General features: G+C 68.7%; 19 protein-coding genes. 9 read left to right on the top strand and 10 right to left on the bottom strand.

Annotated features, from left to right (window positions below; translation table 11 throughout):
• The first annotated feature begins 34 nt into the window (after window positions 1–34).
• The 3 genes from coxB to LUU90_RS02395 are packed head-to-tail and all read left to right on the top strand — an operon-like array spanning window position 35 to window position 3,167.
• Complete coding sequence (gene coxB / locus LUU90_RS02405; protein ID WP_275001645.1) at window positions 35–949, top strand: cytochrome c oxidase subunit II; 915 nt, start codon at window positions 35–37, stop codon at window positions 947–949.
• Complete coding sequence (ctaD, locus tag LUU90_RS02400; protein WP_275001644.1) at window positions 949–2,769, top strand: cytochrome c oxidase subunit I; 1,821 nt, start codon at window positions 949–951, stop codon at window positions 2,767–2,769. Before coxB ends, ctaD begins: the two co-directional genes overlap by 1 nt.
• Window positions 2,766–3,167 carry a cytochrome c oxidase subunit 4 gene (locus tag LUU90_RS02395; protein WP_275001643.1) on the top strand — a complete coding sequence of 134 codons (402 nt, stop codon included), beginning with the start codon at window positions 2,766–2,768 and terminating at the stop codon, window positions 3,165–3,167. Before ctaD ends, LUU90_RS02395 begins: the two co-directional genes overlap by 4 nt.
• A gap of 123 nt (window positions 3,168–3,290) precedes the next feature.
• Here LUU90_RS02395 and trpD read toward each other — a convergent pair whose 3' ends face one another.
• Together trpD and LUU90_RS02385 are read right to left on the bottom strand one after the other, a co-directional pair.
• Window positions 3,291–4,340, bottom strand: coding sequence for an anthranilate phosphoribosyltransferase (gene trpD, locus LUU90_RS02390; RefSeq protein ID WP_275001642.1), 1,050 nt, complete (start codon window positions 4,338–4,340; stop codon window positions 3,291–3,293).
• Window positions 4,337–4,774: a hypothetical protein gene (locus LUU90_RS02385; protein WP_275001641.1), complete on the bottom strand. Its 438-nt coding sequence runs from the start codon at window positions 4,772–4,774 to the stop codon at window positions 4,337–4,339. The genes trpD and LUU90_RS02385 overlap by 4 nt, the downstream gene beginning before the upstream one ends.
• Before the next feature lie 178 nt (window positions 4,775–4,952).
• Between LUU90_RS02385 and LUU90_RS02380 the strand changes: the two genes are divergently transcribed.
• The 6 genes from LUU90_RS02380 to LUU90_RS02355 all read left to right on the top strand — a co-directional run bounded on the left by LUU90_RS02380 (window position 4,953) and on the right by LUU90_RS02355 (window position 11,941).
• Window positions 4,953–5,606, top strand: a complete 654-nt coding sequence (locus LUU90_RS02380) for a cytochrome c oxidase subunit 3 (RefSeq protein ID WP_275001639.1) — start codon at window positions 4,953–4,955, stop codon at window positions 5,604–5,606.
• 106 nt (window positions 5,607–5,712) lie between these two features.
• Complete coding sequence (locus LUU90_RS02375; RefSeq protein ID WP_275001637.1) at window positions 5,713–6,492, top strand: c-type cytochrome; 780 nt, start codon at window positions 5,713–5,715, stop codon at window positions 6,490–6,492.
• Window positions 6,489–7,559: a ubiquinol-cytochrome c reductase iron-sulfur subunit gene (locus tag LUU90_RS02370; RefSeq protein ID WP_275001636.1), complete on the top strand. Its 1,071-nt coding sequence runs from the start codon at window positions 6,489–6,491 to the stop codon at window positions 7,557–7,559. The genes LUU90_RS02375 and LUU90_RS02370 overlap by 4 nt, the downstream gene beginning before the upstream one ends.
• Window positions 7,556–9,268, top strand: a complete 1,713-nt coding sequence (locus tag LUU90_RS02365) for a cytochrome b (RefSeq protein ID WP_275001635.1) — start codon at window positions 7,556–7,558, stop codon at window positions 9,266–9,268. Before LUU90_RS02370 ends, LUU90_RS02365 begins: the two co-directional genes overlap by 4 nt.
• 165 nt (window positions 9,269–9,433) lie before the next feature.
• Complete coding sequence (locus LUU90_RS02360; RefSeq protein WP_275001633.1) at window positions 9,434–10,063, top strand: superoxide dismutase; 630 nt, start codon at window positions 9,434–9,436, stop codon at window positions 10,061–10,063.
• Window positions 10,064–10,261: 198 nt separating this feature from the next.
• Complete coding sequence (locus LUU90_RS02355; RefSeq protein WP_275001632.1) at window positions 10,262–11,941, top strand: cytochrome b; 1,680 nt, start codon at window positions 10,262–10,264, stop codon at window positions 11,939–11,941.
• A 339-nt stretch (window positions 11,942–12,280) separates the two neighbouring features.
• Here LUU90_RS02355 and LUU90_RS02350 read toward each other — a convergent pair whose 3' ends face one another.
• From LUU90_RS02350 to LUU90_RS02315, 8 genes are all read right to left on the bottom strand, one after another.
• Window positions 12,281–12,562, bottom strand: a complete 282-nt coding sequence (locus LUU90_RS02350) for an Lrp/AsnC family transcriptional regulator (protein ID WP_253867636.1) — start codon at window positions 12,560–12,562, stop codon at window positions 12,281–12,283.
• Window positions 12,556–14,400: a DEDD exonuclease domain-containing protein gene (locus tag LUU90_RS02345; RefSeq protein WP_275001756.1), complete on the bottom strand. Its 1,845-nt coding sequence runs from the start codon at window positions 14,398–14,400 to the stop codon at window positions 12,556–12,558. Before LUU90_RS02345 ends, LUU90_RS02350 begins: the two co-directional genes overlap by 7 nt.
• Before the next feature lie 49 nt (window positions 14,401–14,449).
• Window positions 14,450–15,280, bottom strand: coding sequence for a phosphoribosylaminoimidazolesuccinocarboxamide synthase (locus LUU90_RS02340; RefSeq protein ID WP_275001631.1), 831 nt, complete (start codon window positions 15,278–15,280; stop codon window positions 14,450–14,452).
• A 10-nt stretch (window positions 15,281–15,290) separates the two neighbouring features.
• Complete coding sequence (locus tag LUU90_RS02335) at window positions 15,291–16,922, bottom strand: alpha-amylase family glycosyl hydrolase (protein WP_275001630.1); 1,632 nt, start codon at window positions 16,920–16,922, stop codon at window positions 15,291–15,293.
• 49 nt (window positions 16,923–16,971) lie between these two features.
• Window positions 16,972–18,540, bottom strand: a complete 1,569-nt coding sequence (locus LUU90_RS02330; RefSeq protein ID WP_275001629.1) for a glucoamylase family protein — start codon at window positions 18,538–18,540, stop codon at window positions 16,972–16,974.
• Window positions 18,541–18,617: 77 nt separating this feature from the next.
• Window positions 18,618–19,805 (bottom strand): glycoside hydrolase family 1 protein, encoded by a 1,188-nt coding sequence (locus LUU90_RS02325; protein WP_275001628.1) that lies wholly within the window; start codon window positions 19,803–19,805, stop codon window positions 18,618–18,620.
• 10 nt (window positions 19,806–19,815) lie between these two features.
• Entirely contained in the window at window positions 19,816–20,664 is an 849-nt protein-coding gene (locus LUU90_RS02320) for a carbohydrate ABC transporter permease (RefSeq protein ID WP_275001626.1), read from the bottom strand.
• Window positions 20,664–21,554 carry a carbohydrate ABC transporter permease gene (locus LUU90_RS02315; RefSeq protein ID WP_275001625.1) on the bottom strand — a complete coding sequence of 297 codons (891 nt, stop codon included), beginning with the start codon at window positions 21,552–21,554 and terminating at the stop codon, window positions 20,664–20,666. Before LUU90_RS02315 ends, LUU90_RS02320 begins: the two co-directional genes overlap by 1 nt.
• Between the last annotated feature and the right edge of the window lies 1 nt (window position 21,555).

The following is a 21,555-nucleotide window of genomic DNA, read 5'->3' as shown; positions in this document are numbered from 1 at the left end:
TGCGACGCGCCGGACGAGACGTGAAAGGCCTCCCTTGCACTCGAAGTCACCTACCCGCACCCGGCGGGCCATCCTGCGTGCGTCGGCTCTAGCCGTCGCTGTCGCAGTTGTGGCCACCGGCTGCGCAAGCGAATCCGTCCAGCGCGGATACCTGCCCGGCTACAGCGACGGGGAGGTGACTAACCAGACTGCGCGCATCACCGATCTTTGGGTGGGCTCGTGGATCGCTGCCCTGTTGGTGGGCATCGTGACGTGGGGCCTGATCCTTTGGTGCATCGCGGCGTACCGCAAGCGCAAGGACGACCACCAGCTCCCGGTCCAGACGCGCTACCACCTGCCGCTCGAGCTGATGTACACGGCCGTGCCGCTGATCATGGTCCTGGTGCTGTTCTGGTACACCGACCGCGACGTGTCGGAGATCAACCGCGTCGACGGCACCGCGACCGAGCACATCCAGGTCATCGGCAAGCAGTGGAGCTGGGACTTCAACTACCTCGACGCCGATGTCTACGACTCCGGCCAGCACGAGGCGGACCCCGGCAGCGTCACCGCCGAGGACGAGCTCGACGGGGCGATCGGTACGTCGACGTCGTTCCCGACGCTCTACCTGCCGGTGAACGAGACGGTGGAGTTCACGCTCGACTCGCGCGACGTCATCCACTCGTTCTGGATCCCTGCGTTCCTGTACAAGCAGGACATGATCCCGCAGCGGACCAACACGTTCCAGGTCACGCCGACCCGTGAGGGCACGTACGCCGGCAAGTGCGCCGAGCTCTGCGGTGAGTTCCACTCCGGCATGCTCTTCAACGTGAAGGTCGTGTCCGCCGAGGAGTACGAAGCCCACCTGGCGGACCTGGCGGCGAAGGGTCAGACCGGCCAGCTCGGCATGGACCTCGCCCGCACGCCCGGCGCGATCGAGACGATCGAGGAAGAGGAGGCTGGGCACTGATGGCCGCAGCGACCACGACCGAGCTGATCCCGGGCCTCGCGCCCGGACGTCAGACGCTCGGCCGGACCGTCATCAAGTGGATCACCTCCACTGATCACAAGACGATCGGGTATCTGTACCTGATCTCGTCGTTCCTGTTCTTCTGCATCGGCGGCCTGATGGCCCTGCTGATCCGTGCGGAGCTCTTCGAACCGGGCATCCAGCTCGTGCAGAGCAAGGAGCAGTACAACCAGCTCTTCACGATGCACGGCACGGTCATGCTGCTTCTGTTCGCGACGCCGCTCTTCGCCGGCTTCGCGAACGTGATCATGCCGCTCCAGATCGGCGCGCCCGACGTCGCGTTCCCCCGCCTGAACATGTTCGCCTACTGGCTGTACCTGTTCGGCGGTCTCATCACGGTGGCCGGCTTCCTGACCCCGCAGGGTGCCGCGTCCTTCGGCTGGTTCGCGTACGCGCCGTTGTCGACCACCACCTACAGTCCAGGGCTCGGTGGTGACCTCTGGGTGTTCGGCCTCGCACTGGCAGGTTTCGGAACGATCCTCGGTGCGGTCAACTTCATCACCACGATCATCACGATGCGCGCACCGGGCATGACCATGTTCCGGATGCCGATCTTCACGTGGAACACGCTGATCACCAGCCTGCTCGTGCTGATGGCCTTCCCGCCCCTGGCGGCGGCGCTGTTCGCGCTCGGCGCGGACCGCCGGCTCGGCGCGCAGGTGTTCAACCCGGAGAACGGCGGTGCCATCCTCTGGCAGCACCTGTTCTGGTTCTTCGGGCACCCCGAGGTGTACATCATCGCGCTGCCGTTCTTCGGCATCGTCTCCGAGATCCTCCCGGTCTTCAGCCGCAAGCCGATCTTCGGTTACACGGGCCTCGTGTACGCGACCATCGCGATCGCCGCGCTGTCGGTGACGGTCTGGGCGCACCACATGTACGTGACCGGCGCCGTCATGCTGCCGTTCTTCGCGTTCATGACGATGTTGATCGCGGTGCCGACCGGTGTGAAGTTCTTCAACTGGATCGGCACGATGTGGCGAGGGAAGCTCACCTTCGAGACACCGATGCTCTGGTCGATCGGCTTCCTGGTGACGTTCCTCTTCGGTGGTCTGACGGGCATCATCCTGTCGAGCCCCGCCCTCGACTTCCAGCTGTCCGACTCGTACTTCGTGGTGGCGCACTTCCACTACGTGGTGTTCGGCACCGTCGTGTTCGCGATGTTCGCGGGCTTCTACTTCTGGTGGCCCAAGTTCACCGGTCGGATGCTGAGCGAGCGCCTGGGCAAGCTGCACTTCTGGCTGCTGTTCATCGGCTTCCACACCACGTTCCTCATCCAGCACTGGCTGGGTGTCGAGGGCATGCCGCGTCGTTACGCGGACTACATGCCCCAGGAGGGCTTCACCTGGGAGAACCAGGTGTCGACGATCGGGTCGTTCATCCTCGCGGCGTCGACCCTGCCGTTCCTGTGGAACGTGTACATCACCTGGCGCAAGGCACCCATGGTCACGGTCGACGACCCGTGGGGCTACGGCCGCTCGCTCGAGTGGGCCACGTCCTGCCCGCCGCCGCGCCACAACTTCGCCTCGCTCCCGCGTATCCGTTCGGAGTCCCCGGCGTTCGACCTGCACCACCCCGAGGTCGTCGCGATGGAGCACCCGGACTACGACCGCGACCGTGGGGTGCTCGAGAACATCTACGGCGAGGCGGACCGGCGCGGTCAGGAGAAGCAGGCCCAGCAGCGCGTCGCGGACGACAGCGACAAGTCGCAGCAGAGTAGTACGACGATCGTGGACGAGCCGGACGAGGGGACCAGCAAGTGAAGATCGAGACCAGGCTGTTCCTCTGGGGCACGCCCCTCTTCGTCCTGGCCGGCGTCGTCTACGGCTTCATGACGGACTGGACCGAGCCGGTCGGCTACCTCGGTATGCCGCTGGTCGGTGGCCTCGTGGCGATGATCGGCGCGTACCTGGGCCTGACGGCCCGACGTATCGACGCCCGTCCCGAGGACGACCCGAACGGCAACATCGAGGACGCCGCCGGCGACCAGGGTGTCTACGCACCCTGGAGCTGGTGGCCACTGGCGATCGCCGGATCCGCCGCGATCTGCTTCCTCGGCCTGGCCGTGGGCTGGTGGGTGTTCTACATCGGCTTCTGCGTGTCAGTGATCGCGCTGGTGGGCTGGGTGTTCGAGTACTCGCGAGGTATCCACTCGCACTGACTCGTTCCGCCGAACTAGAAGCTGCGGAGAGATAGAACTGGGGCCGGTGGTGCTGATCAGCACCACCGGCCCCAGTTCTTTGTCGATACCGCCCTGCGTCGATACCGCCCCGCTTCAGCGCTCTCAGCGGCTTGCCGCGACCCAGCGTTCCAGCGTGGCCTGCGCCGCGCCCGAGTCGACGGCCTGGGCCGCGAGGTCGATCCCGGCGGCGAGACGCTCGACGAGCGTCCCGGAACCGGTCCCGGGGAGCGTGCCGTCGGCGACGAGGCCGGCCGCCGCGTTCAGCAGCACGGTCTCGCGGACCGGCCCGCTCTCGCCGGCGAGGACCGCCCGAGCGACCGCCGCGTTGTAGGCGGCGTCCTGGCCGCGCAGGTCCTCGACCTTGATGCGCGTGAGGCCCAGGTCGGCCGCGGGATCGAGCCGGTGCTCGGTGACCGCGCCGTCGGCCACCACCCACACGGTGGAACCGGCGGTGGCCGCGAGCTCGTCCAGGCCCTCGTCGCCACGGAACACCAGCGCCGACTTGCCGCGCTCCGCGAAGACGCCGGCCATCAGCGGGGCCATCCGGGCGTCGGCGCAGCCGACGGCGGCAGCGCGGGGCTGGGCGGGGTTGGTGAGCGGGCCCAGGAAGTTGAAGGCCGTCGGCACGCCCAGCTCCCGGCGGGTCACTCCCGCATGGCGCATCGAGGGGTGGAACGCCGCGGCGAAGCAGAAGGTGATGCCTGCCTCGCGCGCGATCTGCGCGACACGCTCCGGCGGGTGGTCCAGCCGGATCCCCAGCTCCTCCAGCACGTCCGCGCTGCCCGACGACGACGACGCGGCCCGGTTGCCGTGCTTCACGACGCGCAGACCCGCGCCCGCGATGACCACCGACGCCATCGTGGAGATGTTCACGGTGTGCGCGCGGTCGCCGCCGGTGCCAACGATGTCGACCGAAGGCCCGGGCACGTCGATGCGGGTCGCGTGCCGGACCATGGACTCGGTCAGGCCGGCGAGCTCGTCGACGGTCTCACCCTTGGCGCGCAGCGCCACGAGGAAACCGCCGAGCTGGACGGGGGAGACCTCGCCGGTCATCACCTGGTCCATCGCCCACGCGGCCTCGTCCTGGTTGAGGTCGGTCCCGGTGATCAGTCCGGCGAGCAGGCCGGACCAGGTGGGTGCCTCGAGGTTCACGCCGAACCTGCCAGGAGCTTCGCGACTGCCTCCTGGACCTTGATGGCGTCGAGCGGGCGGGACACCACGCCGTCGGCCAGGGACCAGGAAGCGAGCCAGGTGTCCTGGGGCCGGCCGGTGAGGATGAGTACCGGCGGGCACTCGTAGATCTCGTTCTTGAGCTGGCGGCACAGTCCCATGCCGCCGGTCTGGTCGGCCTCACCGTCGAGGACGAGCAGGTCCCACGTCTCGTTGTCGGCCTTGTCCACCACCGCCGCGGGGGTGGCGGCCTCGATCCACTCGATGTCGGGCGCACCCGCGCGCAGGCGGGGTCCGACGGCGAGTCGGACCTGCTCACGCACCGTGCGGTCGTCGCTGTACAGGAGGACTCGAGGGCTCGACGTCGCCACACCGTCCGCGCCTGCGCTGGTCACATCCGTCGTCATGCCGGTCATGCGTCGATCGTGGCACAGTCCCCGCTCCGGCGGCAGATTTGTCCGTGCACTTTTCATGGCACTCTGTTCAATCGCGTCAGCAAGAGACGTCGCAGGTAGGGCGTTGGAAGGACTTTGTGAGATTCGACGCGAGCGTCGCCGCCGCTTCGGCGTTCGGGACGCTCCAACGTCGGCCATAATGGCTGTCGTGTCGACCGCAACGGCTGCAGCCAACCCCACGCACCAGCACGTAACAGTCAATCGTCCGAACCCGGTCTCGGTGGGGACGATTGTCTGGCTCGCGAGCGAGCTCATGTTCTTCGCAGCGCTCTTCGCGATGTACTTCACGGTCCGGCAGACCATGCCGGCCGAGGAGTGGGCGGCGCAGGCGGACAAGCTGAACATCACCTTCTCGACGATCAACACGATCGTCCTGGTGCTGTCCTCCTTCACCTGCCAGTGGGCGGTCTTCAAGGCAGAGCAGTTCAAGCCGTCGCGCTCCGGGAAGCTGTACCAGTTCTGGACGTGGGGCATGCACGAGTGGCTCACGATGACCTACGTGATGGGCGCGTTCTTCATCGGCGGCCAGATCTTCGAGTACGCCGAGCTGGTCGAACACGGCCTGACGATCTCGTCCAGCGCGTACGGCTCTGTCTTCTACCTGACCACCGGCTTCCACGGTCTGCACGTGACCGGCGGTCTGATCGCATTCCTGTTCGTGCTCGGCCGCTCCTTCGCCGCCAAGCGCTTCGGTCACCACGAGGCCACCACCACGATCGTCACGTCCTACTACTGGCACTTCGTCGACGTGGTGTGGATCGCGCTGTTCGCGGTGATCTACCTGCTGCAATGACCTCGTAGCCTCGGCGCCTCGGGCGTCCGGGCAACGTGGCCACGTGCGGTGGCATAGGTTCATGACAGAGAAGCTCAAACACTTTCAGCGAGACGAGGACATTTTCGTGAAGGCACTCGCCGCCCGCAGGCACCACCGGATGGCTCCGGTCGTGCTCCTGCTGCTGGCGCTGCTGACCACGGGTGGCATCTATGCCGCCCTGGCTCCGAGCACGGCTAAGGCCGAGACCGTCAGCACCGCGGACATCGAGACCGGTAAGAAGCTGTTCCAGGCCAACTGTGCGACGTGCCACGGCCCGAACGCCGAGGGCACCGACGGCGTGCCGTCCCTGGTGGGCGTCGGCGCAGCCTCCGTCGACTTCCAGGTGTCGACCGGTCGTATGCCGATGCAGATGAACGGTCCGCAGGCGGTGGCCAAGCCCGCGCAGTTCAACGAGGAGCAGACCGCGGCCCTGGCCGGATACGTCGCCTCGCTGGGTGCCGGCCCGGCGATCCCCACGGACGAGCAGGTCGATGCCAGCCTGGGGGATCCCTCCAACGGCATGGCCCTGTTCCGCACCAACTGCGCCATGTGCCACAACGCCGTGGGCGCGGGCGGAGCGCTGTCGGAGGGCAAGTTCGCCCCCGCACTGTGGGAGACGTCCGAGCGGAACATCTACCAGGCGATGCAGACCGGCCCGCAGTCGATGCCGGTCTTCAACGACGCGAACATCACGCCGGACGAGAAGCGCGACATCGTCTCGTTCCTCGTCGAGCAGCGCGAGGGTTCCGCGGGCGGTAACTCGCTCGGCGCCCTCGGCCCCGTGTCCGAAGGCCTCTGGGCCTTCGCGATCGGCCTGGGCCTGCTCATCGGCGCAGCAGTGTGGATCGGAGCGAAGTCCTCGTGAGCGAGAACCAGAACCCCCCGGCCGACACGTCCAAGGACGTGACGGTCGCGCCTGAGGCAGGCACCGCTGTCGGGCCCGCTGACCGGTTCCCGGACCCGGGTATGCCGGCGCACAAGAAGCGCCTCACGGACACGGACCCGCGCGCGGCCAAGCGCGCCGAGCGGACCGTGACCATCCTGTTCGTCCTGTCCATCCTGGGCACCATCGGCTCGATCGTCGCCTACGTGATGGTCCCGCCGGACGGCACGACGTCGGGCGTCCGGCTGTCGACGCTGCTGATCGGCCTCGGCCTCGCGGTGTCGCTGCTCGGTATCGGTATCGCCGGCATCCACTGGGCCAAGGCCCTCATGGGTGACCGCGAGTTCGTCCAGGAGCGGCACACGCTCGCGACGCAGGGTGAAGACCGCGAGACCGCGATCAGGGACCTGAACGAGGGCCTCGAGGACTCGGGCGTCGTCGGCCGCCGGGGCGTGCTCAAGGGCGCGTTCTTCGGTGCCCTGGCGCTGTTCCCGCTCGCCATCGCCGTGCCGCTGATCGGCTCCGTGGGCGGCGACTGGAACATCTCCAAGTTCAAGCACACGATGTGGAAGCGCGGCATGCGCCTCGCGATCGACCCGTCGGGTCGACCCATCAAGGCGTCCGACGTCACCGTGGGCTCGGTGTTCCACGTCGTCCCGGAGACGACCGAGGAGTACCGCGAGACGCACGAGTGGATCACGGAGAAGTCCAAGGCCGTCGTCCTGATGGTGCGCCTCAACCCGGAGGACCTCCGGACCGACCAGTCGCCCGAGGGTGAGACCTGGTCGCACGAGGGCATCGTCGCCTACTCGAAGATCTGCACGCACGTGGGCTGCCCGGTGGCGCTCTACGAGCAGCAGACCCACCACCTCCTGTGCCCCTGCCACCAGTCGACGTTCGACATCGCGGACAGTGCGAAGGTCGTCTTCGGCCCGGCCAACCGCCGGCTGCCGCAGCTGCCGATCACGGTCGACGACGAGGGCTACCTCGTGGCGCAGGACGACTTCGCCGAGCCCATCGGCCCGAGCTTCTGGGAGCGCCTGAAGTGAGCACCGCGACCCACGACACCAAGCGCGAGGCACCGGCCAAGCCGACGACGACCGTCGGCAAGGCCGCTGACTACCTCGACCAGCGCACCTCCATCGGCCTCGCCGTCAAGGAGTTCGCGCGCAAGGTCTTCCCGGACCACTGGTCCTTCATGCTGGGCGAGATCGCACTGTTCTCGTTCGTCGTGCTCATCGCGTCGGGCTTCTTCCTGACGATGTTCTTCGAGCCGTCCATGGCGCTCGAGACGTACGAGGGTGAGCACCCGGCCAACATGCACGGCCAGCTCATGTCCGTCGCGTTCGCCTCGACCCTCGACATGTCGTTCGAGGTGCGCGGCGGTCTGCTCATGCGGCAAATCCACCACTGGTCGGCCCTGATCTTCATGGCCTCGATCGTGGTGCACATGATGCGCGTGTTCTTCACCGGCGCGTTCCGCAAGCCGCGCGAGATCAACTGGATCGTCGGTCTCATCCTGATGATCCTGGGCCTGGCCGCCGGTTTCACCGGCTACTCGCTGCCCGACGACGTCCTCTCCGGCAACGGTCTGCGCATCACCGACGGCGTCGTCAAGTCGATCCCCGTGGTCGGCTCGTTCATGTCGTACATGATCTTCGGGGGCGAGTTCCCGGGTCACCACATCGTGCCCCGCCTGTTCACGCTGCACATCTTCGTGATCCCGGGCATCCTGCTGGCGCTGATCGCGTTGCACCTGTTCCTGATGGTGCTGCAGAAGCACACCCAGTACCCGGGTGGCGGCCGCACCGACAAGAACGTCGTGGGCTACCCGGCCATGCCGGTGTACGTGGCCAAGATGACGGGCAACTTCTTCATCGTGGCGGGTGTGCTGGTCCTGATGGGCGCCACGATGTCGATCAATAACGTGTGGAACTACGGTCCGTTCGATCCATCTCCGGTCTCCGCCGGTGCGCAACCGGACTGGTACATGCTGTTCCTGGAGGGCTCGCTGCGACTGATGCCCGGCCAAGGCACGGAGTGGGTGATCCTCGGATACACCCTCCCGCTGAACGTCCTGGTCCCGGCCGTGGTCATCCCGGGCATCCTGTTCACGTTCCTCTTCGTCTACCCGTTCCTCGAGGCGCGCGTGACGAAGGACGACAAGGAGCACCACGTCCTGGACCGGCCGCGCAACAAGCCGGCCCGGACCGCCCTCGGGGTCGCGTTCCTCGCCGCGTTCATCATCCTGGCGCTGGCCGGGTCGAACGACCTCATCGCCACGCACTTCGGGCTGTCGATCAACGCGATCACGTGGGTCTTCCGCATCCTGTTCTTCGTGGGGCCGGTGTTCGCGTACTACATCACCAAGCGCATCTGCCTCGGGCTGCAGCGCAAGGACCGCGAGCTGGTGCTGCACGGCCACGAGTCGGGCCGCATCGTCCGCTTCGCGAACGGTGAGTACATCGAGGTCCACACTCCGCTCGACGAGCAGGAGCGCTGGCTGCGGGTCAACTACGAGGCGCCGGCTCCGCTGGAGATCGCTCCAAAGACCGACGCGCGTGGTGTGAAGCGCAAGGGCTACGCCTCCGACAAGCGGTGGCAGGGGCTGTCCCGGTTCTTCTACGAGGACCGCGTGGCACCTGTCAGCCCGGCGGAGGTCGAGGCCGCGCACTCGCACGGCGAGCACGACCAGCTGAACGGGTCCGAGCGCCAGGCCGTCGAGGCCGGCGCAGGAACCACCTCGCGGGAGCACTGAGCGACCTGCGACCCCAAGCGATGGCCTGTGTCTCCCGGTCCGCATCTGCGGCCGGGGACACGGGCCATTGCCGTCCCGGCGGGCACCACACCGGCGCACGACCAGGACGGCGTCTCCCCCCGTGCACCGTCCGGTGTGCGGACCGATCCTGGAGGTACCTCAGCAATGGCTGTCTACACGCTCCCTGACCTGACCTACGACTACGCCGCGCTCGAGCCGCACATCTCGGGCAAGATCATGGAGCTGCACCACTCCAAGCATCACGCGACGTACGTCAAGGGTGCGAACACTGCCCTGGAGCAGCTCGAGGAGGCCCGCGAGTCGGGCAACCTGGCAAACGTCAACAAGATCGAGAAGGACCTCGCGTTCAACCTCGGTGGTCACATCAACCACTCGATCTTCTGGACGAACATGGCGCCCGAGGCCGGCGGTGAGCCCACCGGTGACATCGCGGCCGCGATCGACGAGCACTTCGGCTCGTTCGAGAAGTTCAAGGCGCACTTCACCGCCGTCGCAGCCGGGGTCCAGGGTTCCGGCTGGGCCGTTCTGGCCTGGGACTCCGTCGGCCAGAAGCTCGTCGTGGTCCAGCTGTTCGACCAGCAGGGCAACATCCCCTTCGCGCTCACCCCGGTCCTGATGCTGGACTGCTGGGAGCACGCCTACTACATCGACTACCTGAACGTGCGCCCGGACTACATCAAGGCCTGGTGGAACCTCGTGTCCTGGAGCAACGTCTCCGAGCGCCTGGGCCGGGCCAAGACGCAGACCGCGGGCCTCGTCGTCCCGACGGTCTGACGGTCTGACCTGTTCGTCTGATCGACTGACCAGATCCGGCGCGCTCCGGGGAGTGAATCCTCGGAAGTGCGCCGGATCTGTCGTGTCACAGATCGCCCGGCTATTTCGTCGTCACGAGTGGAAAGCTGCGCTCGGATCGGTGTCTACTGGAGGGGCACCGATTGATGGGCGCGTATCTCCTACCTCAGGGGTGACGACGTGGCAAAGCAGCAACGTCCTACCGGAGTCGGCAAGGCAGCCGACTACCTGGACCAGCGCACGAGCATCGGCATGCTGGTCAAAGAGTTCGCGCGCAAGGTGTTCCCGGACCACTGGTCCTTCATGCTGGGCGAGATCGCACTGTTCTCGTTCGTCGTGCTCATCGCGTCGGGCTTCTTCCTGACGATGTTCTTCGAGCCGTCCATGGCGCTCGTGCGCTACGAGGGCGAGCACCCGGCGACCATGCACGGACAGCTCATGTCTGCGGCGTTCCACTCGACGGTGCACATGTCGTTCGAGGTGCGCGGTGGCCTGCTCATGCGGCAGATCCACCACTGGTCGGCCCTGATCTTCGTGGCCTCGATCGTGGTGCACATGTTCCGGGTCTTCTTCACCGGCGCGTTCCGTAAGCCGCGGGAGGTCAACTGGCTGGTCGGAGCCGTCATGCTCATCCTGGCGCTGGCGGCCGGCTTCACCGGTTACTCGCTGCCCGACGACGTCCTGAGCGGCAACGGTCTGCGCATCATCGACGGCGTCGTGAAGTCGATCCCGTTGATCGGCTCGTTCATGTCGTTCCTGGTCTTCGGCGGCGAGTTCCCCGGCGAGCACATCATTCCGCGACTCTTCACGCTGCATATCTTCGTGATCCCCGGCCTGCTGATCGCACTCATCGCGTTGCACCTGTTCCTGATGGTGCTGCAGAAGCACACCCAGTACCCGGGTGGCGGCCGCACCGACAAGAACGTCGTGGGCTACCCGGCCATGCCGGTGTACGTGGCCAAGATGACGGGCAACTTCTTCATCATCGCCGGTGTGCTGACCCTGATGGGCGCCACGATGTCGATCAACAACGTGTGGAACTACGGGCCCTACGACCCGTCACCCGTCTCGGCGGGCACACAGCCGGACTGGTACATCCTGTTTGTCGACGGTGCGCTGCGCCTCATGCCGGGGCCCGGCTGGGAGTGGGTCATCGGCGGCTACACGCTCAGCATGAACCTGCTGATCCCGGCCCTGATCGTGCCGGGCATCCTCTTCACCCTGCTGTTCGGATGGCCGTTCCTCGAGGCCAAGGTCACCGGTGACCACCGGGAGCACCACGTGCTGGACCGCCCTCGCAACCGGCCGGTGCGTACGGCGATGGGCGTGGCGCTGCTCGTCGCATTCGTGGTCTGTGCGCTGGCGGCCACGAACGACCTGATCGCCACGCACTTCTCGCTCGACATCTTCGCGATCACGTGGGTGCTGCGTGTGCTGCTGTTCGTGGGGCCGGTCTTCGCGTTCTGGCTGACCAAACGCGTCTGCCTCGGGTTGCAGCGCAAGGACCGGGAGATGGTGCTGCACGGCCACGAGTCGGGCCGCATCGTCCGGTTCGCGAACGGAGAGTACGTCGAGGTGCACACTCCGCTCGACGAGCAGGAGCGCTGGCTGCGGGTCAACTACGACTCGCCCGCGCCGCTGGAGATCGAGCCCCTCATGGACGCGCGCGGCGTGCGACGCAAGGGTTACAAGTCCGACCGCCGCTGGCAGAAGGTGTCTCGGTTCTTCTACGAGGACCGCGTCTCACCGGTCACGCCCGCGGAGCTCGAGGCCGCGCACTCACACGGTCAGCACGACACGATCGAGGCGAAGGAGCCGACCGGCGCCGGCGCCGCTGTCGGGCAGCGGCGTCGTAGCTAGGCGCGTAGAGACGTCGAAGTAGGCGCGCGGTGGCGTTGCGGCTTGGCGTGCGGTTGCGTCGCAGACAGGCGCACAGCGCCCCGCTCCCGGCCAGGGGCAGAGGCGCGGTGTGCTGTTGTGGTGGGTGCCGGCTGGGCTGAATATCGTTCGGCTCCGGCAGGCGTATGTCACCTGAGCCGAACAGTTCAGCCAGCGTTGAGTGTGCGGGGCCGGGCTGAACGAATTTCACCGGACCTGGCACCCACCGTCCAGGACTACCCGACCTGTCGGAGCCCCGCCCGGCCGACACGATGCTCGTGCTGATGGCCGACGTGCTGGTGGCGATCGTCGAGCGCGTGCCTAGTCGTCGAGCCCCAGGGCGAACGCCTGCTCCAGGTCCGCCTTCGAGAAGGCCCGGAAGGCGATGAGGGTCTCGGTGTTCTGCACGCCGGGCACCTTGTTCACGGTGTCGGACACGACGCCGGCGAGCTGCTCGTGCTCGGGAACGCGCACGATGGCCACGAGGTCGGTCTTGCCGGTCACGGAGAAGACTTCGCTCACTCCGTCGATGTTCGCGACCTCCTGCGCGACCTCGGGGATGCGGGACGTCTCGGCGTCGATGAGGACGATCGCGGTCAGCATGCCGTCATCGTATCCACGTGCCGTGGGTTCTCGGGTGCCGGAACGCCGTCACCGGTACTGATCCCGGTATTGATCTCGGTACTGATCCCGGTACTGATCTCGGTGCGCACCCGGTCCGATGCCCACGTGAGCTCCGCATGGGCACCGGCCGCCCGGACGGGGCAGGCCCAGGTGTCACTGAGATGCACGAGGCGCACGCCGGGGGAGTCGAGCCACGCGATCAGCAGGTCGGTCTCCTCCGGGTGAGCGGCGGGCGACGGTGGGACCGGGGGCTCGACATGTTCGGCGGTGGTACGCAGCGCAGCGACCAGGGGGAGTGGGTTGGCACCGGGCGCCGAGACGTCGGTGGCGGCGAGCCGGCCGTGCTTGATCACGACGATCTCCCAGCCGCCCGGCTTGCCCGGTGCGTCGCCGATACCGGAGGGCCGCGCTGCCACGAGCTCGGCGCATGCCGCGAGCGGCGCCAGCTTCTGCGCCCGGTGGGCGCCCGAGACGAAGGCGCGCAGCCGTCGAGTGACCTCGCCCGCCTCCTCGTACCGCTCCTGGTGGGCGAGCGCGGCGATGCGGTCGGAGAGCGCGCGCACCACGGGGGAGGGATCTCCCGTGAGGGCGCGGCGGGCGGCGTCGGCGACCTGCTCGTACGACGTGTCGGGGCCCTCCGTCGCGACGCACGGCGCGGAGCAACGGCCCATGCCCGCCAGGGCGCAGGGGCTGCCGGCCTTCCGGGACACCAGCGGTAGGCGTGCGGTGCACTGGCGGATGTTGAGTGCGTCGTGCAGGGCGTGGACGGCGTCCTGCGCGGTGCGCCGGGACGCGAACGGTCCGATGTGCGCGGCGCCGGCCACCACGGCGCCCACCACCGAGAGCCGCGGGTACGCCTCGTCGGTGAGCCGCACCCAGGAGTGCCGCTCCGGGAACTTCGAGCGCCGGTTGTAGCGCGGGGCGTGCTCGGTGATGAGCCGCAGCTCGCGCACCTGGGCCTCCAGCGGCGTCGCGCAGGCCACCGGCGTGACGCGCTCGGCGATGCGCACCATCTCCGTGATCCGCCTCCGCTTCTCGGCTGCGGTGAAGTACGAGCGCACCCGCTTGCGGATGTTCACGGACGTGCCGACGTACAGGACCTCGTCGCCGGGGCCCCGGAACAGGTAGACGCCTGGCGCGTCGGGCAGGTCGTCGGCGAGGTGCCGCTTGCGGCGCACCTCGGGCGGTACGGGGTCGGCGGCGGTCGCCAGGTCCTCGAGGTGGGTGACGCCCATCGGCGCGAGGCGGTCGAAGAGAGCGTGCAGGACGTCGACGGTCGCCCGCGCGTCGGCCAGGGCACGGTGCTCGGGGGAGACCGTGGCATGGAACAGGTTGGCGAGCGTCGACAGCTTGTGGTTGGGCGCCTCGTCCCGGGTGACCAGGCGCCGGGCCAGGGGCACCGTGTCCACGACGTCGAACCCGGGCCACTCGTAGTCGAGCCGGGCGCACATCGTCTTGAGGAAGCCGACGTCGAACGGGGCGTTGTGTGCCACCAGGACCGAACCGCGCGCGAACTCGAGGAAGCTCGGCAGCACCAGCGCGATGTCCGGGGCGGTCGCGACCATGGCGTTGGTGATCCCTGTCAGGCGCGCGATGAACGCAGGGACGGGCTGCCCGGGGTTCACGAGCGACTGGAACTCGCCCAGCACCTCGCCGCCGCGTACCTTCACGGCGCCGATCTCGGTGATGCCGCCGTCCTTCGCGTTCGTGCCGGTGGTCTCGAGGTCCACCACCACGAAGGTCACGTCCCGCAGCGGCGTGCCGAGCTCCTCGAACGTGGCCTGGTATGCGGAGGTGGTGGTGCTCACGGCGTGCACGCTAGCTGGCACCACTGACACTCCCCGCCGGAGCGCCGGTGACGACGCCTCAGGTCCAGGTGCCGCCCGTCAGCTGCTCGTAGATCTCGATGTAGCGGGCGCGGGTCTCCGCGACCACGTCGGCCGGGATCTCCGGGCCCGGGTAGGTGCGGTCCCAGTCGGTCAGGGTGGCGGACCAGTCGCGCACGAACTGCTTGTCGTAGGACCACTGCCCGCGGCCGGGCTCGTACTCGCTCGCCTTCCAGAAACGCGAGGAGTCCGGCGTCAGCACCTCGTCGGCGAGCGTCAGGACGCCGTCGGCGTCGGTCCCGAACTCGAACTTCGTGTCCGCGATCAGCACGCCGCGCTCGCGGGCGATCTCGGCGCCGCGGTCGTAGATCTCCAGCGACAGGTCGCGCAGGCGGCCGGTCGTCTCCTCGCCCAGGCTCGTGGCGATCTCCTCGACGGAGATGTACTCGTCGTGGCCCTCGTCGGCCTTCGTGGACGGCGTGAAGACGGGCTTCGGCAGCCGGTCGGCCTCGACCAGGCCGGGTGGGAACGCGACACCGGACACGCTGCCCGACTCGCGGTAGCTCTCCAGGCCCCCACCCGCGAGGTAGCCACGCACGATGCACTCGACGGGGACGATCTCCAGGCGCTTGCAGCGGACCGCGCGGCCCTTCCACTCCTCGGGGACGTCCTCGTTGATCACGTGGTTGGGCACCAGGTCGGCGAACTGCCGGAACCACCAGAGCGAGATCTGGGTGAGGATCGCGCCCTTGTCGGGCACGGGCGTCGGCAGCACGACGTCGTACACCGACACACGGTCGGAAGCCACCAGAATCACATCGTCGCCGTCCGCGTAGACCTCGCGAACCTTGCCCTTACGGATCAGTTCCACGCGGCCAAGGTTAACCCGCCGGCCGGAAGTCCTCGGGCGCGTCCAGGTCGAGCACCGCATAGCCGAATCCGTCCAGGTGCACCACATCGTCCCCGTCGGCGCCGGCTTCCGTCCTGCACCCCCGGGCGAGCACGGGCCGCGCCTCCGCGGCGCCCGGCAGCGGCTGACGTACCGGCGCGCGTCCCGGGTTCAGCACGACGGCGAGCGTGCCGCCCCGGAGGTACGTCACGGGATACCCGGTGCCGAGCACCTCGACCGACGACGCGACGTCGAGACGGGGGTCGTCGTGCCGCAGGGCGATGAGCGTGCGGACCAGGTGCAGGAGCGAGTCGTCGTCGTCGAGCTGGGCAGCGACCGTGGGCCGGTCCGGTTCGGGGTCCTGCGGCAGGTAGCAGGCGGTCGCTGGGTCGCCTGGGCCGAGCGTGCCGGACGGGAGGTCGCCCCACTGCATGGGGGTGCGCGATCCTGCCCGGTCGTACGTCGGGCTGAGACGCGACCCCTCCAACGTCGGCGTGCCCGGCACGTACCGCATGCCGATCTCGTCCCCGTAGTAGACCGACGGCAGGGCGGGCCAGGTCATGGTGAGCACGTGGGCGACACGGGCCTGCTCGGCGTCGCGCGCACCCGCCACCAGGCGCGTGAAGTCATGGTTCGACGTCGGCAGGCCGACCACTCCGCCGCGACCCGTGGCCGCTATGGCGTCGGCGGCCGCCTGCCAGGCGTCGACGAACGTGCGGGCGTCGCCCGTGCCTTCCGCGCCGGCCCACGCCGGCACCTCGCCCCAGGACGGGTTGACCGTCCCCGCGCCGTTGTTCCACAGGGACCGGAAGGGGAGCCCGTCGTCGTCGCCCCCGAACTGGAGGAAGAAGTCGACGTGGAAGCCCGCCGGGACGGCGACCCGCGGGTCGCCCCACTCGCTGATCAGCACGCGGCCCGGGTAGGCGTCGTCCAGCCAGGAGCGGGTCTCGCGCCACAGACGGCTCGTCTCCACGTGGCCCGGGTCGTCCTTGACGAGCGACGACGCCATGTCGACACGGAAGCCCGCGACGCCGAGGTCGAACCAGTGCGCCATGATCTCGCGCAGCGCCGCCCGGTTGGCCAGGGGACCGGGTGCGTCGACCGGCTGACGCCACGGCTCAGCCGGGTCGAGCCGGGCGTAGCCGTAGTTCAGGGCGGGCTGCACCGGGAAGAAGTTGGGCAGGTAGTACCCGCCCCGCGCGCCGGTCCCGGGCTGGAACCCGTCCACCGGCACGTCGCTCCAGACGAACCGGTGGTCGTCCGGGTCGTCGGCCGACCACCGGAACCACGGATGCTGGTCCGAGGTGTGACCGGCCACGAGGTCGAGCAGCACCGAGATGCCGCGCCGGCCGGCCTCCTCGGTCAGCCGGGCCATGTCCTCGTTCGTGCCGTAGCGCGGGGCCACCTGGAAGAAGTCCGCGACGTCGTACCCGGCGTCGGCGAACGGGGAGACGAAGCACGGGCTGAGCCAGAGCGCGTCGACCCCTAGCCAGTCCAGGTAGTCCAGGCGCTCGGTGATCCCGGCGAGGTCGCCGATTCCGTCACCGTTCGCGTCCGCGAAGGACTGCGGATAGATCTGGTACAGCACGGTGCGCCCCAGGCGCGAGGCGAGGTCCGAGGTCAACGGCAGGCTCCTTCGTGGGTGAGGTGAACGACTGACACATCGGGTGGCGCTACTTCCGGCCGACGTTGAACTTCTCCATCGCCATCAGCGGGCGAACCCTCTGCTCCAGCGCGCCCGGCGCGACGTAACGCCGCATCGCGTCGTCGGCCAGCTCGTTGCCGAGCGCCGCCATGATCATGCCCTGGTCCAGCGCGAGGTACCGCTCGGAGACCTGCCCGCTGCGCACCGCCACGGCGTCGTAGAAGCCGCCTGGACCGTACGCGTCGAAGTCCCGCGCGATACGCCGCAGGTTCGCCATCGACTCACCGGGGGCATACCGCAGTGCGAGGAACGAGGCGTGTGGCGTCACCACGCCGTCGCCGTACTCGGTGGGTGCGGGCGAGCCCTCCCGACAGCCCGCGTAGGGCTGGTCGACCGTCGTGCGCTCCTGGTCCGAGGTGTAGCCGGGACCGTCCAGCCCCAGCTGGTCGACGCCGTACTCGCGGTACCCGCCGGCCGGGTCGTTCGACGGCGAGAAGCCCCAGTAGCCGTAGCCGGCCTCCCGCATCCCGTGCTCGATCTGCCCGCGCACGTACAGCGGATGGTTGCGGCCCCACGACCGGGGTCCCCACGTCTCCTCGGGCACGAACAGCGGCACCATCAGCGCCTCGAACATGCTGCCGCCCCACGTCGGCACGATCCGCATGCCGCGGTAGGGCAGCGCGCCCTCGAACACAGGGACACCCAGGTACTCGGCCCACTCGCCGGTCGGCCGCGTCTCCGTCCAGTCCCAGTCGCAGCTGTCCGGGAACGTGCGGTACGTGCCGAAGTAGTGCTCCGGCGGGATCTGCCCCTCGGCGATGCCCAGGTACGACGCGATACGCGGCTCCGTGTTGAACGCCCCGTAGTGGTGGCCCGTGTACCAGACGTCCGCGCCCATGCCGCAGTAGTCGCCGGCGACCGGCGCCGGCTCCTGCGGGTCGGTGTCCCAGAACCCGCCACGGATCTGGTTCTGCGCGGCGTCGTAGTAGCAGCCGAAGTCCATGCGCTCCCGGACCGCGTCCGCCTCGCCGGCCAGAGCCGGCTCCGCACGGCTCGCCAGCAGCAGGCCGGTGGCCAGCCAGCCGTTGTCGACGCTGGACAGGAACGGCTTGACCGGGTCGCCGCTCGTGGGGAACGTCAGCAGCTTGGCGCCCGTCTCCGGGTCGTACCAGTTGTAGAACATGCCGCTGGGCTCGTGCTTCTCCAGCCCGGCGACGGTCTCCAGCGTGGTCGCCAGGCGCTCGCGCGCCTCGGCGCGCCCGATCAGCCCGACGTCGCGGGCGACCACCGTGCTCCACAGGTAGGCGCCGATGTTCGTCGGCGAGGTGTAGCTGCCGCGACTGCCCGGGCTGAGGTCACCGCCGATGTTGTCGTCGGGCAGCCCGGTCTCCTCGACGACCAGGGCGTCGAACGAGCGCCAGGTGTCCGCCGCCCAGGTCCGCAGCGTGCGCCGGTCCTGGCTCCGGTCGGCGCTCGCGGCGCCCTCGGCCGCCGCGGCGCCGTCGGTGCTCCCGCTCGCCGGGACGGCGGTGAACGTCAGGGCGGCGACGGCGGCCGCGGCCACCGCCGTCTTGTACCTCGTGGTCCTTCTGCTCATGATGTGTCTCCTCTACGTCGTCGTAGCCGTGACAGGTGGTGCGGTAGGGCGTCGCCGTCCGGTCCGGGGCTCCGGGCTCAGGCGGGCAGCTTCCCCGTGCGGGCGACGTCGCCGAGCCACGCAAGGCTCGGCTTGGGCGTGCGCTCGAACGTCGTGCGGTCGACGGCGATCAGCCCGAACGTCGGGGCGAAGCCGCTCATCCACTCGTAGTTGTCGAGAAGGGACCAGTGCAGGTACCCCTCGACGCGGCACCCGCCGGCCATCGCCCGGGCCATGCTCTCCAGGGCGCCCCGGGTGTAGTCGACGCGGCGTGCGTCGTCGGCGGTGGCCATCCCGTTCTCGGTGACGATCATGGGCACGCCACCGGTGATGCGGTGGGTGTACTCCAGCGCCTCGCCCAGCGCCTGCGGGTAGTACTCCCAGCCGGTCAGGGTGCGTTCGACGTCGTCACCGAAGGGCACGGGCTCGCCGTCGGTCCCGATGATCGTGCGCAGGTAGCTCTGCACGCCCACGAAGTCGTCGCCGCGCGCGACCTCCAGGAAGAAGTCCTCGCGCGGGTAGGCGTAGGCGTCCCGGGCCTCCTTTGCACCCGGAGCGGCCTGGAACACCTGGTTCGCGACGGTCCAGCCGGCCCGAACGTGCCCCAGTCCGTGCAGGATCTCGACGGCCCGGCGGTGGGCCGTCGCCTGCACCTCGGACGCCGCCTGGTCGGGTGCCGCCAGGCCCGCGGCATCCAGGTTGGTGCGCCGGCTCGCGCCCAGCATCATCGAGGTGATGTTGGGCTCGTTGATCGTGACGACGTGGCGCACGTCGCCCAGGATCCGCGTGACGGTCTCGACGTACCGGCTGAACGTGTCGACGGCGTCGGGCGCGAACCAGCCGCCCCGCTCGGCGAACCACCGCGGCAGCGTGAAGTGCAGCAGCGTGACGACCGGCGTGACGCCGGCGGCCAGGCACGTGTCGATCATGCGCCGGTAGTGCGCGAGCTGGGCCCGGGAGATCTCGCCCTCGGCGGGCTCGATCCGCGCCCACTCGACCGAGAAGCGGTAGCTGTTCAGCCCGGCGTCGGCGAGCAGCCGGACGTCCTCCGGGTAGCGGTGGTAGCTGTCGACGGCGTCGCCGGAGCTCTCGGCGCACAGCGTCCCCGGGACGTGCTCCTTCGCCCACCAGTCGCTGTTGACGTTGCCTCCCTCGATCTGGTGCGCGGCGGTCGACGCGCCCCACAGGAAGCCGGGTGCGGTGGGCAGCGTGATCTGTTCGGTCACGGAAGGACTCCTACTTCAGGCCGGTGGTGGAGATGCCCTGCACGATGTGCCGCTGCAGGGCCAGGAAGACGATGAGGATGGGCAGCACGATGACCGTCGCGCCGGCGACGAGCAGGCCGTACTGCACGGTGTTCTGGCCCGTCGAGTACAGGGCCAGGGCGACCGGCAGGGTGTACTTGTCGGCCGACTGCACGGCGACCAGGGGCCACAGGAAGTTGTTCCAGGACCCGAGGAACGTCAGGATGCCGAGCGTCGCCAGCGCGGGCCTGGTCTGCGGCAGCACGACGGCGAAGAACGTGCGGAACTCGCCGGCCCCGTCGACGCGCGCGGCGTCGAGCAGCTCGTCCGGGATGTCGAGCATGAACTGTCGCATCAGGAACACCCCGAACGGCGCCGCCAGGAACGGCAGGATCAGCGCCGCATAGGTGTTGATGAGGTCCAGGTTGGCCACGAGCACGAAGAGCGGAACGAAGGTGACCATGCCCGGGACCATCAGGGTGCCCATGACCAGCGCGAAGAGGGTGCGCCGGCCGGGAAAGTCGAGCTTCGCCAGGGCGTAGCCGACCATCGCGCTGAACAGGACCGACCCGACGGTCACGATGACCGCCACCACCACCGAGTTCAGGAAGTAGCGCGGAAAGCTCAGCGTGGCGAACAGCTCGGTGTAGTTCGCCCACGTCAGCTGGTCGGGGAGGAAGGTGGGCGGAAACTGCCGGATCTCGCCCTCCGGCTTGACCGAGGACACCACCATCCAGATGAGCGGTCCGATCGAGGCGGCGAGACCGACCAGGAGCGCGACGTTCAGGACCACCGCGCGCGGGGTGAGGCGGCGCCGGCGGGGCGCGTCGTCGTCTGCCATCACTTCTCCGTCCTGAGCAGGCGGAACTGGAGGTACGACAGGATCACGATGGCGACGAACAGCACGTAGCTCATCGCTGCGGAGACGCCGTAGTTGCCGAACCCGAACTGGTTGAAGATCTCGTAGGCGACCGAGTTGGTGGCCCCGAGCGGCCCGCCCTGCGTCATGACGAACGGCTCCTCGAAGAACTGCAGGTACCCGATGCCGGTGATGACCGCGCAGAACAGCAGTGTGGGCCGCAGCAGGGGGACCGTGATGGACCGGAACTGGCGCACGGCGCCGGCCCCGTCGATGGCCGACGCCTCGTACAGGTCGCGGGGGATGCCCTGCAGACCGGCCAGCAGGATCACCATCGAGTACCCGACGTTGCGCCACGTGGCCATCACGATGAGCGACGGCATGGCCCAGACCTCGTCGGTGAGCCAGCGCGGCCCGTCGATGCCGACCATGCCGAGGGCTGAGTTCACCAGCCCGAAGTCGGGCTGCAGCAGGAACCGCCACACGACCGCCACCGCGACGATCGAGGTCACCACGGGGGCGTAGAACCCGACGCGGAACACCGACCGGAACCACACCAGGCCCGAGTTGAGCAGCACCGCCAGGAGCAGCGCGATCCCGAGCGTTAGCGGCATGGCCACCCCGACGAAGTAGAGCGTGTTGCCGGCGGCCTGCTGGAACTTCGGGTCCCCGAGGACCGCGACGAAGTTGTCGAGCCCGACGAAGTTCACCGCCCACGGGGTCTTGAGGTCCGCCCCGTGCATGTCGGTGAACGCCATGTACAGGGAGGACGCGACCGGGAGCAGCATGAACACGGCGAACAACACCGCGAACGGCAGCGCGAAGCCCCAGGCGGCGAGGCCGGTGCGGCGGCGGCGTGCGGAGACGGTCACG

The sequence above is a fragment of the Promicromonospora iranensis genome (assembly GCF_028994775.1).
GTDB lineage: Bacteria > Actinomycetota > Actinomycetes > Actinomycetales > Cellulomonadaceae > Promicromonospora > Promicromonospora iranensis_A.
The sequence above is the reverse complement of the archived record's forward strand: the minus strand, read 5'-3'. Positions and strand labels throughout refer to the sequence as shown.

Coding starts and splice junctions, on each gene's coding strand:
- ctaD (WP_275001644.1), top strand. CDS start 949: ATGGCCGCAGCGACCACGACCGAGCTGATCCCGGGCCTCGCGCCCGGA.
- LUU90_RS02385 (WP_275001641.1), bottom strand. CDS start 4,774: ATGACCGGCATGACGACGGATGTGACCAGCGCAGGCGCGGACGGTGTG.
- LUU90_RS02380 (WP_275001639.1), top strand. CDS start 4,953: ATGGCTGTCGTGTCGACCGCAACGGCTGCAGCCAACCCCACGCACCAG.
- LUU90_RS02360 (WP_275001633.1), top strand. CDS start 9,434: ATGGCTGTCTACACGCTCCCTGACCTGACCTACGACTACGCCGCGCTC.
- LUU90_RS02350 (WP_253867636.1), bottom strand. CDS start 12,562: ATGCTGACCGCGATCGTCCTCATCGACGCCGAGACGTCCCGCATCCCC.
- LUU90_RS02330 (WP_275001629.1), bottom strand. CDS start 18,540: ATGAGCAGAAGGACCACGAGGTACAAGACGGCGGTGGCCGCGGCCGCC.
- LUU90_RS02320 (WP_275001626.1), bottom strand. CDS start 20,664: ATGGCAGACGACGACGCGCCCCGCCGGCGCCGCCTCACCCCGCGCGCG.